Annotated in this window: 13 protein-coding genes; 4 read left to right on the top strand and 9 right to left on the bottom strand. The window is 74.1% G+C overall.

Annotated elements, in window-relative coordinates; genetic code table 11:
- Window positions 1–33: 33 nt before the first annotated feature.
- Window positions 34–1,377 carry an MFS transporter gene (locus tag ACZ4U4_RS16765; RefSeq protein WP_467874350.1) on the bottom strand — a complete coding sequence of 448 codons (1,344 nt, stop codon included), beginning with the start codon at window positions 1,375–1,377 and terminating at the stop codon, window positions 34–36.
- Window positions 1,378–1,464: 87 nt separating this feature from the next.
- Window positions 1,465–2,742, bottom strand: a complete 1,278-nt coding sequence (locus tag ACZ4U4_RS16760) for an exo-beta-N-acetylmuramidase NamZ family protein (RefSeq protein ID WP_467874347.1) — start codon at window positions 2,740–2,742, stop codon at window positions 1,465–1,467.
- 169 nt (window positions 2,743–2,911) lie between these two features.
- On the opposite strand from ACZ4U4_RS16760, the gene ACZ4U4_RS16755 reads away from it, so the two are divergent.
- From ACZ4U4_RS16755 to ACZ4U4_RS16745, 3 genes are all read left to right on the top strand, one after another.
- Window positions 2,912–3,679 carry an SDR family oxidoreductase gene (locus ACZ4U4_RS16755; RefSeq protein ID WP_467874344.1) on the top strand — a complete coding sequence of 256 codons (768 nt, stop codon included), beginning with the start codon at window positions 2,912–2,914 and terminating at the stop codon, window positions 3,677–3,679.
- A gap of 188 nt (window positions 3,680–3,867) precedes the next feature.
- A complete protein-coding gene (locus tag ACZ4U4_RS16750; protein WP_467874342.1) occupies window positions 3,868–5,541 on the top strand; it encodes a class I adenylate-forming enzyme family protein in 1,674 nt (557 codons plus the stop codon).
- A 54-nt stretch (window positions 5,542–5,595) separates the two neighbouring features.
- Window positions 5,596–6,192: a TetR/AcrR family transcriptional regulator gene (locus tag ACZ4U4_RS16745; RefSeq protein WP_467874340.1), complete on the top strand. Its 597-nt coding sequence runs from the start codon at window positions 5,596–5,598 to the stop codon at window positions 6,190–6,192.
- A gap of 417 nt (window positions 6,193–6,609) precedes the next feature.
- Here the strand turns inward: ACZ4U4_RS16745 and ACZ4U4_RS16740 are convergent, their stop codons facing one another.
- From ACZ4U4_RS16740 to ACZ4U4_RS16710, 7 genes are all read right to left on the bottom strand, one after another.
- Entirely contained in the window at window positions 6,610–7,833 is a 1,224-nt protein-coding gene (locus ACZ4U4_RS16740; RefSeq protein WP_467874338.1) for an acyl-CoA dehydrogenase family protein, read from the bottom strand.
- Window positions 7,834–7,839: 6 nt separating this feature from the next.
- Window positions 7,840–8,892, bottom strand: coding sequence for a phosphotransferase family protein (locus ACZ4U4_RS16735; protein ID WP_467874336.1), 1,053 nt, complete (start codon window positions 8,890–8,892; stop codon window positions 7,840–7,842).
- A 242-nt stretch (window positions 8,893–9,134) separates the two neighbouring features.
- Window positions 9,135–10,076 carry an MBL fold metallo-hydrolase gene (locus ACZ4U4_RS16730; RefSeq protein WP_467874334.1) on the bottom strand — a complete coding sequence of 314 codons (942 nt, stop codon included), beginning with the start codon at window positions 10,074–10,076 and terminating at the stop codon, window positions 9,135–9,137.
- A gap of 484 nt (window positions 10,077–10,560) precedes the next feature.
- Window positions 10,561–10,857: a DUF202 domain-containing protein gene (locus ACZ4U4_RS16725; RefSeq protein ID WP_467874332.1), complete on the bottom strand. Its 297-nt coding sequence runs from the start codon at window positions 10,855–10,857 to the stop codon at window positions 10,561–10,563.
- Window positions 10,858–10,901: 44 nt separating this feature from the next.
- Window positions 10,902–11,306: a YidH family protein gene (locus ACZ4U4_RS16720; RefSeq protein WP_467874329.1), complete on the bottom strand. Its 405-nt coding sequence runs from the start codon at window positions 11,304–11,306 to the stop codon at window positions 10,902–10,904.
- Between the two features lie 28 nt (window positions 11,307–11,334).
- On the bottom strand, window positions 11,335–11,868 hold the full coding sequence (locus tag ACZ4U4_RS16715) for an NUDIX hydrolase (RefSeq protein ID WP_467874327.1): 534 nt from the start codon (window positions 11,866–11,868) through the stop codon (window positions 11,335–11,337).
- A gap of 56 nt (window positions 11,869–11,924) precedes the next feature.
- The gene (locus ACZ4U4_RS16710; RefSeq protein WP_467874603.1) at window positions 11,925–12,815 is read right to left on the bottom strand and encodes a DMT family transporter; all 891 of its coding nucleotides are present in this window, start codon (window positions 12,813–12,815) and stop codon (window positions 11,925–11,927) included.
- Between the two features lie 256 nt (window positions 12,816–13,071).
- Between ACZ4U4_RS16710 and ACZ4U4_RS16705 the strand changes: the two genes are divergently transcribed.
- Window positions 13,072–14,727, top strand: coding sequence for an FAD-binding dehydrogenase (locus ACZ4U4_RS16705; RefSeq protein WP_467874325.1), 1,656 nt, complete (start codon window positions 13,072–13,074; stop codon window positions 14,725–14,727).
- Window positions 14,728–14,852: the final 125 nt, after the last annotated feature.

The raw sequence follows: 14,852 nt of genomic DNA, 5'->3' as shown, positions 1-14,852 counted from the left end.
CCCGCCCCGGGCCGGCGTCCGCCGCGTAGGAACTCAGCCCAACTCGCGGCTGCGGGTCTCCGGCAGCGCCAGCACGCACAGCAGGGAGACCACGGCCACCGCGCTGACGTACCAGCCCACCGACGCGGAGCCGAACGCCGGCTGGAGGCGGGTGGCGATCAGCGGGGAGACCGCACCGCCCAGCACACCGCCCAGGTTGTAGGCGAGCGAGGCGCCCGAGTAGCGCACGGTGGTGCCGAACAGCTCGGGCAGATACGCGCCCATCGGCCCGTACACCACACCCATGCAGAACAGCGCGCCGCCGATGCCGAGGGCGATCAGTACCGGCTGCCCGGTGTCCAGCAGCGGGAAGAGCACCAGGCCCCACACCACGGCGAGGCCGGTGCCGGCGAGGACCAGCTTGCGGCGTCCGGCACCGTCCGAGCGGGTCGCGGCGAGCCACGTCCCCGCGGCGAGGAAGAGGCAGGCGACCAGCGACAGACCCAGCATCGTGTTCCGGGAGATGCCGAGGGTTCCGGTGGTGTAGGAGAGGCAGTAGGTCGTCGCCGTGTAGAAGAGGCCGTACGCGATGATCATGCCGCCGGCGCCCAGCAGCAGCTCCTTGGGGTGGCGCCGGAAGACGTCGAGCGCCGGGACCCGTCCGGCCTCCTGCGCCGCCCGCACCTTCGCGAAGACCGGCGTCTCACTGATCTTCAGCCGGACGAACAGCCCGACGCCGACCAGCAGGAACGACAGCAGGAACGGCACCCGCCAGCCCCAGGACCGGAACGCCGCGTCGTCCAGGACCGCCGACAGCAGCCAGAACACGCCGGTCGCCGCGAAGAATCCGACGGACGGGCCGAGTTGCGGGAACGCCGCGTACAGCCCGCGGCGCCGCTTCGGCGCGTGCTCGACGGCGAGCAGCGCCGCGCCGCCCCATTCGCCGCCCAGCCCGATGCCCTGCACGAAGCGGAGCAGCACCAGCAGCAGCGGTGCCCAGACGCCGAGCGTGGCGTAGCCGGGCAGCAGTCCGACGAACGCCGTCGACAGGCCCATCATCAGCAGCGACGCCACCAGGACGGACTTGCGGCCGACCCGGTCGCCGAAGTGCCCGAAGATCAGCGAGCCCAGGGGCCGGGCGGCGAACGCCACCGCGTAGGTGGAGAACGACGCCAGGGTGGCGTTGACCGGGGCGAGCCCGGGGAAGAACGCGTCGTTGAGGACGAGGGCGGCGGCGGTGCCGTAGATGTAGAAGTCGTAGAACTCGATGGCCGTGCCGATGAAGGACGCCACCGCCACCCGGCGCAGGCTCTCCCCGCCGCCCTCCGGGGTGGCCGCGGCGTCCGCCGTCTCCGGCCCGTTCTTCGCTGGTCTCGTATCGCTTCGCACGAGCCGCATGGTCCGGGGCGGTGTGACGTGTAGTCAATAGATGGAATGGCGCGTCTCGAAGTGTGGGATATGGGGGAGTGTTTCCAGGCCGTGCCCCTACGGATATCGCAGATAGCGGCGGCGCAGGGCCCGGAAGCGGGCCAGCTCCTGCTGCCAGGCGCCGACCACGTCGTCCGTCCCCGCGCCCTTGTCGATCATCGTGCGGACGGTCGCGGAACCGGTCAGCCGGTCGATGCCCAGGTCCGGCCGCCACGCGAAGCCGTCCCACACCTGCCGCGCCGTCACCAGCAGCGCGATACCGGTGCGCACCGGGTCGAACGCCGCCCGGTCGCTCACGTGCAGCTGCACCCCGCCGACCGTTTTCCCCGCGAACTTCGAGAACGCGGGCGCGAAGTACGCCTCCCGGAAGTGCACGCCGGGCAGGGCGAGTTCGGCGGCGGCCGCGGCCCAGCGCCGGTCGATGCCCTCCGCGCCCAGCAGCTCGAACGGACGGGTGGTGCCACGCCCCTCGGAGAGGTTGGTGCCCTCGAACAGGCAGGTCCCGGCGTAGACCAGCGCGGTGTCCGGGGTCGGCATGTTCGGGCTCGGCGGCACCCACGGCAGCCCGGTCGCGTCGAAGAAGTCACCGCGCCGCCACCCGGACATCGCGACCGTCTCCAGCCGCACCCGCCGCCCCGCGTCCGCGGCCACGAACTCCTCGTTGAACAGCCGCGCCAGCTCCACCGCCGTCATCCCGTGCGCCTGCGCGATCGGCTTGCGGCCGACGAACGACGCATACGCCGGATCCAGCACCGGCCCCGCCGCGTCCCGCCCGGTCACCGGATTAGGCCGGTCCAGCACCACGAACCCCTTGCCCGCCAGCGCCGCGGCCACCATGCAGTCGTAGAGCGTCCAGATGTACGTGTAGAACCGCGCGCCGACGTCCTGGATGTCGAAGACGACGGTGTCCACCCCGGACGCGGTGAAGACGTCCGCCAGCTCCTTGCCGCTCTTGTTGTACGTGTCGTACACCGGCAACCCGGTCGCCGGATCGTCGTACCGCCCCTCGGAACCACCGGCCTGCGCGGTGCCGCGGAAGCCGTGCTCGGGGCCGAACACCGCGCGCAGCCGCACCCGCGCGTCGGCGTGCAGCACATCGACGATGTGGCGCAGCTCCGGGGTGACGCCGGTGGGGTTGGTGACGATGCCGACGGTGCGGCCGTCGAGGAGGCGGTAGCCGTCGGCGGCGAGATGGTCGAAGCCGGTGCGCACCGGGCGGCGGGCCGGGGAGCCCGGCGGGGCGGCGGAGGCGGTGGCGGGCGCGGCGGCGAGCGCCGCACCGGCGGCTCCGGTCGCGGCGAGACGGCCGAGCAGCAGGCGTCGGGACAGGGTCATGTGCGGCCCTCCGGAAGCGGTGAGCGGACAGGGTCCGTGCCGAGCGCACCGTAACCCGCCCGCGCGCGCCGGGGAACGCGCCGGACATGGCGCGTCCGGCTCTTCCGCTGCCACATACCGACTGGTTAGTCTGCGTGCCAGGAAGTGCCGAGCGATCTGGGGAGCCAGCGTGGAAGCCGTACGGGACAAGGCCGTCGTCGTGACCGGGGCGGGCGGAGGTATCGGCGCCGCCCTCGCCCGCCGCTTCGCCGCCGAGGGCGCCCGGGTCGTCGTCAACGACCTCGACGCGGCCAAGGCGGAGCAGACCGCCGGGGAGATCGGCGCACTCGCCGTCCCCGGGGACGCCTCCGCGGTCGTCCCCGCCGCCCGCGAGGCGCTCGGCGGCGACATCGACATCTTCTGCGCCAACGCCGGCGTCGGCACCGGCGGCGGCCCCGGCGCACCCGAGGACGACTGGGCGCTGGCCTGGGACGTCAACGTCATGGCACACGTCCGCGCCGCCCGGGAGCTGCTGCCCGGCTGGCTGGCACGCGGCAACGGCCGCTTCGTCTCCACCGTCTCCGCCGCCGGACTCCTCACCATGATCGAGGCGGCGCCCTACAGCGTCACCAAGCACGGCGCCTACGCCTTCGCCGAATGGCTGTCGCTGACCTACCGTCACCGCGGCGTCGCCGTCCACGCCATCTGCCCCCAGGGCGTCCGCACCGACATGCTCGCCGCGACCGGCGCCGCCGGGGAGCTGGTCCTCACCCCCACCGCCGTCGAACCCGAAACCGTCGCCGACGCCCTCTTCGACGCGATGGCCGCGGACCGCTTCCTGGTCCTGCCGCACCCGGAGGTCGCCGCGTACTACACCGCACGCGCCACCGAACCGGACCGCTGGCTCGGCAGCATGAACCGCCTCCAGCAGAAGCTGGAGCAGACCGAAGGCAGGTAGTCGCCCCGGGCGCGCGGGCCTTGGCCGCGCGCCCCCTGCCGACCGGGCCGCGCCCCGCGCGGCCCCCGGGGTGACCGACCACCACCCCGCGCTCCCCGCACGGCATCCGGCACCCGCCGGCCCCGTACGCGACCGGCCCCGGGCCGCGCGCGGCGGGCCCGGCACCCAGGACGAAAGGGCCGCACCCGATGACCTCCTACCAGGACAAGCCGTGGCTGGCGCAGCTCACCGCGGCGCAGCGCGCACCCGTCGACCCGCCCGCCTCGCTGCTCCACATCTTCCGCGACGCGGTCCACCACGCCCCCGACCACACCGCCCTCGCCTACTTCGACGCCCGCCTCACCTACGCCGAGACCGATGCGCTCTCCGACGGCGTCGCCGCCCACCTCGCCGCCCGCGGCTTCCGCCCCGGCGACCGCGCCGTGGTGATGCTGCAGAACACCCCGCACTTCGTCCTCGCCCTCCTCGGCGTCTGGAAGGCCGGCGGCGTCGTCGTCCCCGTCAACCCCATGTACAAGGCCGGCGAGATGGCCCATGTGCTCTCCGACGCCGAGGTCACCGCCGTCGTCTGCGCCGACCGCACCTGGGACGCCTTCCTGCGCGAGACCGCCGCCCGGCAGCCGTCCGTCCGGATCGCGCTGACCGCCTGCGAGGCCGGGCTCCAGACCCGCGACGACGCCCGGGTGCTGCGCCCCGAACGCCTCGGCCCCCGGGCCGGCGCCGACGACCTGCTGACCGTCGCCCGCAACGCCGCCGCCGCGCCGGTCCCCGCCGTCCCCGGACCGGCCGCCACCGACACCGCGCTGATCAGCTACACCTCCGGCACCAGCGGCACCCCCAAGGGCGCCACCAACACCCACGGCAACCTCTCCTACAACGTCGAGCGGCAGCGCACCGGACTGGCGCTGCCCACCGGATCGACCTACTACACGCTCGCCCCGCTCTTCCACATCACCGGCCTGGTCTGCGAACTGGCCGGCGCCTTCGCCAACCGCGGCGTCTGCGCGCTCACCTACCGCTTCGACGCGGGCGTCGTCCTGGACGCCTTCCTGGAGTACCGCCCGGCCTTCACCGTCGGCCCCTCGACCGCGTTCATGGCGCTGCTGGCCCACCCGGGCGTGACCCGCGACCACTTCGCCTCCTTCGCGATGATCGCCTCCGGGGGCGCCCCCGTACCGCCCGCCCTGGTGGCGGCGTTCCGCGCCGGATCCGGCTGCTACCTCCACAACGGCTACGGCCTGACCGAGACCACCGCCACCCTCGCCTCCGTCCCGCCCGGCCGCGAGGCCCCCGTCGACCCGGAGTCCGGCACCCTCGCCGTCGGCGTGCCCGGCCCCGACGCCGTCGTCCGGATCGTCGACGACACGGGCGCCGACGTACCGTTCGGCACCCACGGCGAGATCGTGGCCCGCGGCCCGCAGGTCGTCCCCGGCTACTGGCGGCGCCCCGACGCGACCGCGCAGGCGATACCCGACGGCGAACTGCGCACCGGCGACATCGGCTTCATGGACGCCGACGGCTGGCTCTACGTCGTCGACCGCAAGAAGGACATGATCAACGCCTCCGGCTTCAAGGTCTGGCCGCGCGAGGTCGAGGACGTCCTCTACACCCACCCGGCGGTGCGCGAGGCGGCCGTCGTCGGCATCCCGGACGCCTACCGCGGCGAGTCCGTCAAGGCGTACGTCAGCCTGCGGCCCGGCGCCGACCCGGACCCGGCCGAGCTGTCCGGCCACTGCCGGGAGCGGCTCGCCGCGTACAAATGTCCCCGGGAGGTCGAGATCCTGCCCGAGCTGCCGAAGACCACGAGTGGGAAGATCCTCCGGCGGGAGCTGCGTGACCGCACACGCCCCGACGGCCGCTGACCGGCCGGACTCCCGCGAACGACCCGCGCAACGACGAAGGAACAGGTGACGGCGATGGCCGCAACGAAGGACGGCGACGGCACGAAGCCGGTGGCACAGCGGCTGCTGGCCACCGCCACCCACCTCTTCGCGGAGCGCGGCTACGACCGCACCTCCGTCCAGGAGATCGTCGACGCGGCGGGCGTCACCAAGGGCGCCCTCTACCACTACTTCGGCTCCAAGGAGGACCTGCTCCACGAGGTCTACGGCCGGGTGCTCCGCCTCCAGCAGGAGCGCCTGGACCACTTCGCGGACGCCGACGCGCCGGTGGAGCAGCGGCTGCGCGACGCCGCCGCCGATGTCGTCGTCACCACCATCGAGAACCTCGACGACACCAAGATCTTCTTCCGGTCGATGCACCACCTCGGCCCGGAGAAGGACAAGCAGGTACGGGCCGAACGCCGCCGCTACCACGAGCGGTTCCGCGCCCTGATCGAGGAGGGCCAGCGCAGCGGCGTCTTCGCCACCGACGTCCCCGCCGACCTCGTCGTGGACTACCACTTCGGCTCGGTCCACCACCTCGGCACCTGGTACCGCGAGGATGGACCGCTCACCCCGCAGGAAGTGGCCGATCATCTGGCGGGATTGCTGCTGCGGGCGTTGCGGCCGTAGGGGGCGGCTGTAGGGGGTGCGCGCTGCGGACGTGGGATGCGCTGCGGGCGTGGGTGGTGCCTTGCATCCGCGGCCGATTCTGTGGCCGCTGCTGGGTCTACGGCCGTAGTGGGGCCCGCCTCCGTTGGGGGCGCTCGGCCGTGGCGGGCGCCGACTCCGTCTCGCCCTTGTTCCTGCGCCTACCCCCGGGAACATCGGCGCGCCGCCCCGCGTTGTGGCCCCGCAGGGGGCCCACCCGACCCCTACGGGAGCCGTTCGACCACGCCCTACGGGACGCCCCGCCCACGTCTGGCAAGGCGTCCGCCCGCGCCTTGACGAGGCGCCTTCGGCTCCTGACGGGGCGCCCGCCACGCCCGACGGGTCGCCGCCCCCGCCACCCGCGGCGGGGACGGCGACCCGTACGCGTACGCCTCCTACCTACCGGTACTGCTTCAGCTCCCGCCGCGCCAGCGACCGCTGGTGGACCTCGTCCGGGCCGTCGGCCAGCCGCAGCGTCCGGGCCGCCGCCCACAGTTCGGCCAGCGGGAAGTCCTGGCTGACGCCGCCCGCGCCGTGCAGCTGGACCGCCTTGTCGAGGATGTCGACGACGGTGCGCGGGGTGGCGATCTTGATGGCCTGGATCTCGGTGTGGGCGCCCTTGTTGCCGACGGTGTCCATCAGCCAGGCGGTCTTCAGCACCAGCAGCCGCAGCTGCTCCACCGCGACCCGCGCGTCCGCGATCCACTCCTGCACCACGCCCTGCTGCGCCAGCGGCTTGCCGAACGCCTCCCGCGACACCGCGCGGCGGCACATCAGCTCGATGGCGCGCTCCGCCATCCCGATCAGCCGCATGCAGTGGTGGATCCGGCCCGGACCCAGCCGCGCCTGGGCGATGGCGAAGCCGCCGCCCTCCTCGCCGATGAGGTTCGCCGCCGGCACCCGGACGTTCTCGAAGACCACCTCGGCGTGGCCGCCGTGGTAGTGGTCCTCGTAGCCGTAGACCTGCATGGCCCGCTTGACGGTCAGGCCCGGGGTGTCGCGGGGGACCAGCACCATCGACTGCTGGCGGCGGATGTCCGCGCCGTCCGGGTCGGTCTTGCCCATCACGATGAAGATCCGGCAGTCCGGATGCATCGCGCCGGAGATGTACCACTTGCGGCCGTTGATGACGTAGTCGCCGGAGCCGTCGGCGGCCTTCTCGATCCGGGTCTCGATGTTGGTCGCGTCCGACGACGCCACATCCGGTTCGGTCATCGCGAACGCCGAACGGATCTCCCCGGCGAGCAGCGGCTCCAGCCACTCCTTGCGCTGCGCCGCGCTGCCGAACTGCGCCAGCACCTCCATGTTGCCGGTGTCCGGCGCCGCGCAGTTCAGCGCGGTCGGCGCCAGCTGCGGGCTGCGGCCGGTGATCTCGGCGAGTGGGGCGTACTGGAGGTTGGTCAGCCCGGCGCCCAGCTCCGCGTCGGGCAGGAAGAGGTTCCACAGCCCCTGCCGGCGCGCCTCGGCCTTCAGCTCCTCCACCACCGGCGGCGTGTGCCACGGCGAGTCCAGCGTGGCGCGCTGCTCGTCCGCCGTCGCCTCCGCGGGCAGTACGTGCGCGTCCATGAAGGCCAGCAGCCGCGCGCGCAGCTCCTCGGTACGGGCGTCGAATGCGAAGTCCATGGTGCCTCAGCCTTCCTTGAGGGTGGTGAGTCCGTGGTGGATGAAGACCGGCACGAGTTCGCCGATCCGGTCGAATCCGGCGCCGACGGTCTGCCCGAGCGTGTACCGGTAGTGGATGCCTTCGAGGATGACCGCGAGTTTGAACCACGCGAACGCGGTGTACCAGGCGATCGCCGAGGTGTCCCGCCCGGAGCGCTCCGCGTAGCGGGCGATCAGCTCGTCCGGCGTCGGGTGGCCGGGCGCGCCGCTCGTGGTGGAGACCGGCGACTCGGCGAGCCCCAGGTCGGAGCTGTACATCGCCAGCAGCCCGAGGTCGGTCAGCGGGTCGCCGAGGGTGGACATCTCCCAGTCGAGGACGGCCGCCGGGGCGTCGTCCGTGCCGATCAGGACGTTGTCGAGGCGGTAGTCGCCGTGGACGACGGACGGCGCGGGCGAGGCGGGCAGCGCCCGGCCCAGCCCCTGGTGGAGCGCCTCGATGCCCGGCAGGTCGCGGCCCCGGGAGGCGGCCAGCTGCTTGCCCCAGCGCCGTAGTTGCCGCTCCAGGAAGCCGTCCGGGCGGCCGAACCCGGTCAGCCCGACGGCCTCCGGGTCGACGGCGTGCAGATCGACGAGGGTGTCGACGAGGGACAGCACCACCGCCCGGGTCCGCTCGGCGCCCAGCGGCCGCAGCTGCTCCGCGGTCCGGTACGGCACGCCCTCGACCAGCTCCATCACGTAGAACGGCGCCCCGATGACGGACTCGTCCTCACAGAGCAGCAGCGTTTCGGGCACCGGTACCGGGGTGGGGTGCAGGGCGCTGATCACGCGGTGTTCGCGGCCCATGTCGTGCGCGGTGGCCAGGACGTGGCCGAGCGGCGGGCGGCGCACCACCCAGGAGGAGGTGCCGTCGGTGACGCGGTAGGTGAGGTTGGACCGCCCGCCCTCGATCAGCCGGGCGCGCAGCGGGCCCGCCGTCAGGCCCGGCCGTTCGCGCTCCAGATGGCGGCGGAGCGCCTCCGGGTCGAGTCCGGGCGGCGCCTGCGGGTCCGTGCCCGGTGGGGGAGGGGTGCCCTTGCTCATCGTGGTCCTCCATGCGGAGTGGACGGTCGGACGGCGCCGTGCGGGAACGGCGGCGCGGCAGGCGTCCGGGGTCGTCCCGGGGCGCCCGCGTACGATCATGCCGACTAGTCGGTATGGAGTCCAGTGCCCCGGCGTGGGGGATGGGTCACGCGGCCCAGGGGCGGTCATCTACGGGGCGCGCGACGGACCGGCGCGCGCCGGGAGTGCGGGAGGTCGCCCCGCGCCCCCGGCGCCGCCTCCGGTCAGGCGTGACAGGCCACCGGCACCCCGCCGTTCAGCGCGGTCATGTCGGCGAACACGGCCCGCACATCCAGCGGCGCCCCGGGCTCGGCGCCCTCCAACTCCGCGTAGGCGCGGTGCAGATTGGCCACCAGTCGCTCACTCTCGGCCAGCTCCGCGAACACCCCGAGGTCCGTGCCGGTGGCCGCCTCCAGCGGGCTCAGCCCGGCCGCGTGGCTGCGCCGCGCCAGCTCGTCGACGTACCGCAGATACGCCTCGACGGTGTCGTACACCTCCGGTCCGGTCACCGGCCCGTGGCCCGGCACCACCGTCGTCGCGTCCAGCGACCGCAGCAGCTCCAGCGCGCGCAGCGATCCGGCCAGCGAGCCCATGAGCAGGAACGGCGTACCGCCGTGGAAGACCAGGTCCCCGGTGAAGACGGTGCGCCGACCGGGAAGCCACACCACCGTGTCGCCCCGGGTGTGCGCGACGCCCGGGTGCAGCAGCCGCGCCTCGATGTCGCCGACGTACAGCGTCAGCGCGTCCGTGTACGTCAGCGACGGCGGCGTCAGCACGATGTCGCCGAAGTCGTTCTCCGGCCACATCGCCTCCAACTGGTGCCCCGCCGCGAGGAGTTCGCTGCGGCAGGTGGCGTGCCCGACGATCGTGGCCGCGGGGGCGAAGAGGGCGTTGCCGTAGGTGTGGTCGCCGTGGTGGTGGGTGTTGACGACGGTACGCGGTGCGGGCGCCCCGCTCTCCGCGATCCGCCGGGCCAGCAGCCGCGACCGCCGCTCGGTCGCCGCGGTGTCCACCAGCAGCGTCGCCCCGCCGTCGGTCACCACCCCGGCGTTGTTCAGACACCAGCCGCCGTCGGGCTGGACGAATGCGGAGACACCCGGGCTGAGTTCGGTCAGCCCCGGCTCGTCGGGGGTGGCGGGGGAGACGGGACCGGAGGGTCGGGACATGGGGAGGCTCCTCGGGGTGGCGGTGGTACGTCGCCGCCCGGGGGCGGGCCCGGCACCTCGCGGGGCGGGCACCGCATCTCCCGGCGCGGCGGCGCCACCGTATCGCCGGGGCGCGGGGCGGTGACGTGGTGCTGACGCGCGGGGCGACGGGCGGCACACCGGGCGCTTCACCTGCGGGGTCGGGGCCGGGGCTTGCGGCGCTCCCGGGCCGGGCCCGAAGCGAGCCGGGCCACCTGGGCAAGCCGGGCCGCGCAGCCCCTCAAGGGCCGTCCAGTCGAGCCGCCACCGAGCCGGGCCTCCCGGGCAAGCCGGGCCGAGCTGGGCCCCGAAGCGAGCCGGGCCGAACCGGGCCCCCGGGGCAGTCGGAGCAGGCCCTTCGAAAACAGCTGAGCCGGGCCCTCAAGGCGGGTCGGGCCGGGGCAGCCCCCTCAAGGCAGCCGGCCCGGCCCCGATGGCCACTCCGCCCGCCACCCCAGTCCGCTCCTCACCCCCCACCCACCAGAACCACCCCGCCCAACACTGCCAGCACCACCGTGCACAGCGCCGCGAGGCCCGCCCCTCGGGGGCCCAGGACCGGCGGGCGGCCCGCCGCCATCGCCCGCATCCGGCCGTGCGCCACCAGCCCGAACACCAGCCACGCCACCCCCGTCAGCGCCACCGCCCCGGCCGTCACCGCGCCCGGTGCCGCGGACTGCGTCAGCCGCCGGACGGCCAGCGCCACCACGACCGTGCAGGAGAGCGTGGTCCGCCGCCAGGCCAGCCGGGTGCGCTCCGGCTGCAACCCGGGATCGCGCGCCCCGGAACCGTCCGGTGCCGTGCCCGTGCTCAGCGCGTCCAGCCGATCGCGACGAGCGCCACCATCGCGGCGGCCAGCAGCCCCACGACCACCGCCAGCAGCGACGGGAACCGCGACACCGGCAGATCCTCCCCGCGCCGCATCGCCCGCTCGCACCGCACCCAGTGGTTCACCGCCCGCACCGCACACAGCGCCCCGGCCACCAGCAGTGCCACCGTGAAGACCGTCCGCAGCCCCGGATGCAGCCGCGGCAGGAACTGATCCACCGCGAAACCCCCGCCGACCAGCGCAAGCCCGGTCCGCAGCCACGCCAGCAGCGTCCGCTCGTTCGCCAGCGAGAAGCGGTAGTCGGGCGTCCGCCCCTCCTCGCCGATCCGGGCGGGCGACCACCACAGCCGCACCGTCTCCCGTACCGCCCGCAGATCGACGCTCACCGCCGCGCCCCGGCCCGTCGTATCGCCATCAGCGGGCCCCGCCGGCGCGCCACTCCTGCAACCGCCGGTACGCCGCCACCCCGTCCGGCGTCCACGGCCACTCCGTCAGCCGCCGCTCCAGCTTCTCCTCGGTGACGAAGGCGTGCCAGGCCACCTCCGACTCCTGCGGCGCCACCGGCAGCGTGCACCGCACCTCGTAGACCGCCGACCACCATGAGCCCCCGTCCCCTTCGTAGAGGAACGAGAAGCGGTGCTCGGGCCGGTCGAGGCCCTGGACACCCAGCTCCTCCTCGGCCTCCCGCAGGGCCGCGTCGTCGTAGCGCTCCCCGGCGCCGACCACCCCGCCGACGAACATGTCGTGGTGCCCGGGGAAGACCAGCTTCCGGTCCGTTCTGCGGTGGATGAAGATCCGGTCCTCGGCGTCCCTGACCAGGATGAACGTGCAGCGGTGCCGAAGGCCGCGGGCATACGCCTCGCCGCGCGGTGCCTGGCCCACCACCCGGTCCGTCTCATCGACGATGTCGAGCACTTCGTCCGCGTCGAGCGGTTGCTGATCGGTCATGCCGCCATGCAACCACCGGCGCCCCGCCACCGGAACGCCGGGCCCCGCCGCCCGCCTCAGTGCGGCGCCGGCGCCTGCGCCCGGGGGTGCGGCGGCCCCGAGCCGGCCGGCATCGCCGGATGCCGGCCGATCAGCACGATCCCCACCACGATCGCCACGATCCCGGCCGCCTGCCAGGCCAGCGCGCCCGGCGTCACCCGCAGCCGGTCGCCGAGGAACCCGACCCCGCACGCGATCCCGGCCAGCGGCTGCGCCGCCGTCAGCGCCGGGAGCGACAGCCGCAGCGGCGCCGTCTCGAACGCGCTCTGCACCAGCACCAGCGCCGTCACCCCGAGCGCCACCACCGCGTACGGCTGCCAGCTCGTCGCCACCGCCGTCCAGCCACCGGCGTTGAACCGGTCCCCGCTCATCCGCGTCAGCGCGTCCTGCAACCCGTACAGCAGACCGGCCGCGGTGCCCAGCAGCGCCGCCTCCAGCGCCATCCACATCCGCTTCGCGACCGTCGTCAGCAGCAGCGCCGTGCCCAGAACCACGCCGATGATCACCCACTGCCGCAGCGCATCGGGGGTCGCCCGCCCGCCGTGCGGCTGCCCCGCCACGATGAACGCCGTCACCCCGCCCGCCAGCAGCCACAGCCCGGCCCAGCCGCTGCGCCCCAGCCGCTGCCGGGTCAGCCACCGCGACAGCGCCATCGCGAACAGCAGATTGGTCGCCAGCAACGGTTCGACCAGCGTGATGTCGCCCATCCCCAGCGCGAAAGCGCCCAGTGCCATGCCGCACACCATCAGCCCGATACCGGCGAGCCAGCGCGGCATCCGCGCCAGATCGAGCAGCAGCCGCAGCGAGAGGAAGTCCTTCATCGGCGCGTGCTGCGCGGCCGCCTGCTGGAGGACGAACCCCAGGCCCAGGCAACAGGCCGCACCGAGGGCCAGCAGAATCACGGTCACGGACACGGACATACACCTCGTATCGGGCGGAGTGGAGGTGAGGCCGAGGATAGCCATCCGGCCCGTCCCTCGCGGCGGCCACCGCCCCGTCGGCCTGCCGCGCCGCGCCGCCCGCCGAGCACCGGCCCGCACCTCTCCCCGCCACCCCATGCCGACCGGTTGGTACGACCTGTTGACGCCCGTACGGACCTGCGCCGAGGATCGGATCACCACGGCATCCGGGACCTCCGGCACGCCCCGGTGAGGAGAGCTGACGATGGCGTACGACGCTGATGTGATCGTGATCGGAGCGGGTCTGGCCGGTCTCGCGGCCACCGCGGAACTGGCCGACGCGGGACGGAAGGTGATCCTCCTCGACCAGGAACCCGAACAGTCCCTCGGCGGCCAGGCCCACTGGTCCTTCGGCGGCCTCTTCCTCGTCGACTCGCCCGAGCAGCGCCGCCTGCGCATCCGCGACAGCCACGACCTGGCCTGGCAGGACTGGCTCGGCACCGCCGGATTCGACCGCCCCGAGGACCACTGGCCCCGCAAATGGGCCGAGGCGTACGTCGACTTCGCCGCCGGTGAGAAGCGCCCCTGGCTGCACCGCCAGGGCGTCCGCTTCTTCCCCGTCGTCGGCTGGGCCGAACGCGGCGGCTACGACGCGACCGGCCACGGCAACTCCGTCCCCCGCTTCCACATCACCTGGGGCACCGGCCCCGGCCTCGTCGCCCCCTTCGCCCGCCGGGTACGCGCCGGCGCCGCCCGCGGTCTGGTGGACTTCCGCTTCCGCCACCGCGTCACCGGCCTGACCGGCACCGCCGGCGCCGTCGACACCGTCAGCGGCGACATCCTCGTCCCCTCCGACGCCGAACGCGGCACCCCCAGCAGCCGCGAGACATCCGGCGCCTTCACCCTCCGCGCCCAGGCCGTGATCGTCACCTCCGGCGGCATCGGCGGCAACCACGACCTGGTCCGCGCCAACTGGCCCGAGCGGCTCGGCACCCCGCCGCGCCACATGCTCTCCGGCGTCCCCGCCCACGTCGACGGCGCGATGCTCGGCGTCGCCGAGCAGGCCGGTGCCCGCCTCATCAACCGCGACCGGATGTGGCACTACACCGAGGGCATCGACAACTGGAACCCGATCTGGCCGCAGCACGGCATCCGGATCCTCTCCGGCCCGTCCCCGCTCTGGCTGGACGCCACCGGCAAGCGGCTGCCGGTGCCGCTCTTCCCCGGCTTCGACACCCTCGGCACCCTCGACCACATCATGCGCACCGGCCACGACCACACCTGGTTCGTGCTCACCCGCAAGATCATCGAGAAGGAGTTCACCCTCTCCGGCTCCGAACAGAACCCGGACCTGACCGGCAAGTCCATCCGCGACGTCCTCGGCCGCGCCCGCGGCGGCGCCCCCGGCCCCGTCCAGGCGTTCCTCGACCACGGCGCCGACTTCCTCACCGCCCGCACCGTGCCCGCACTGGTCCGCCAGATGAACGACCTGACCGGCGAACCGCTGATCGACGAAGCCGCACTGCACCGCGAAATCGCCGCCCGCGACCGCGAGATCGCCCACCCCTTCACCAAGGACCTCCAGGTCACGGCCCTGCACGGCGCCCGCAAATACCTCGGCGACCGCCTCATCCGCACCGCCGCCCCGCACCGCCTCCTCGACCCGAAGGCGGGCCCCCTCATCGCGGTACGCCTCCACATCCTGACCCGCAAAACCCTCGGCGGCCTGGAGACCGACCTCTCCTCCCGCGTCCTGACCGCCGACGGCACCCCCCTCCCCGGCGTCTACGCGGCGGGCGAGGCCGCCGGTTTCGGCGGCGGCGGCGTCCACGGCTACCGCTCCCTGGAAGGCACCTTCCTCGGCGGCTGCCTCTTCTCGGGCCGCACCGCGGGACGGGCGGCGGCCCGCGCGGTCGCCTGACCGCTCCGGACGGTGCCGCCGGGAGGGCACGTACCCGGCGTAGGCGTGTACGTGCTTCCGGACCGGGCGTTACGGGGCCGAGCCGGGCGCTGCGGCCGGTACCCGAGGGTTTACGGCCGGGGCCT

The sequence above is a fragment of the Streptomyces sp. NPDC029159 genome (genome assembly GCF_055564055.1).
Note: the sequence above shows the minus strand (reverse complement) of the source record. Positions and strands in the feature narration are given on the sequence as shown.

Coding starts and splice junctions, on each gene's coding strand:
- ACZ4U4_RS16765 (WP_467874350.1), bottom strand. CDS start 1,377: ATGCGGCTCGTGCGAAGCGATACGAGACCAGCGAAGAACGGGCCGGAG.
- ACZ4U4_RS16730 (WP_467874334.1), bottom strand. CDS start 10,076: ATGTCCCGACCCTCCGGTCCCGTCTCCCCCGCCACCCCCGACGAGCCG.
- ACZ4U4_RS16735 (WP_467874336.1), bottom strand. CDS start 8,892: ATGAGCAAGGGCACCCCTCCCCCACCGGGCACGGACCCGCAGGCGCCG.
- ACZ4U4_RS16740 (WP_467874338.1), bottom strand. CDS start 7,833: ATGGACTTCGCATTCGACGCCCGTACCGAGGAGCTGCGCGCGCGGCTG.
- ACZ4U4_RS16750 (WP_467874342.1), top strand. CDS start 3,868: ATGACCTCCTACCAGGACAAGCCGTGGCTGGCGCAGCTCACCGCGGCG.
- ACZ4U4_RS16745 (WP_467874340.1), top strand. CDS start 5,596: ATGGCCGCAACGAAGGACGGCGACGGCACGAAGCCGGTGGCACAGCGG.
- ACZ4U4_RS16760 (WP_467874347.1), bottom strand. CDS start 2,742: ATGACCCTGTCCCGACGCCTGCTGCTCGGCCGTCTCGCCGCGACCGGA.
- ACZ4U4_RS16705 (WP_467874325.1), top strand. CDS start 13,072: ATGGCGTACGACGCTGATGTGATCGTGATCGGAGCGGGTCTGGCCGGT.
- ACZ4U4_RS16715 (WP_467874327.1), bottom strand. CDS start 11,868: ATGACCGATCAGCAACCGCTCGACGCGGACGAAGTGCTCGACATCGTC.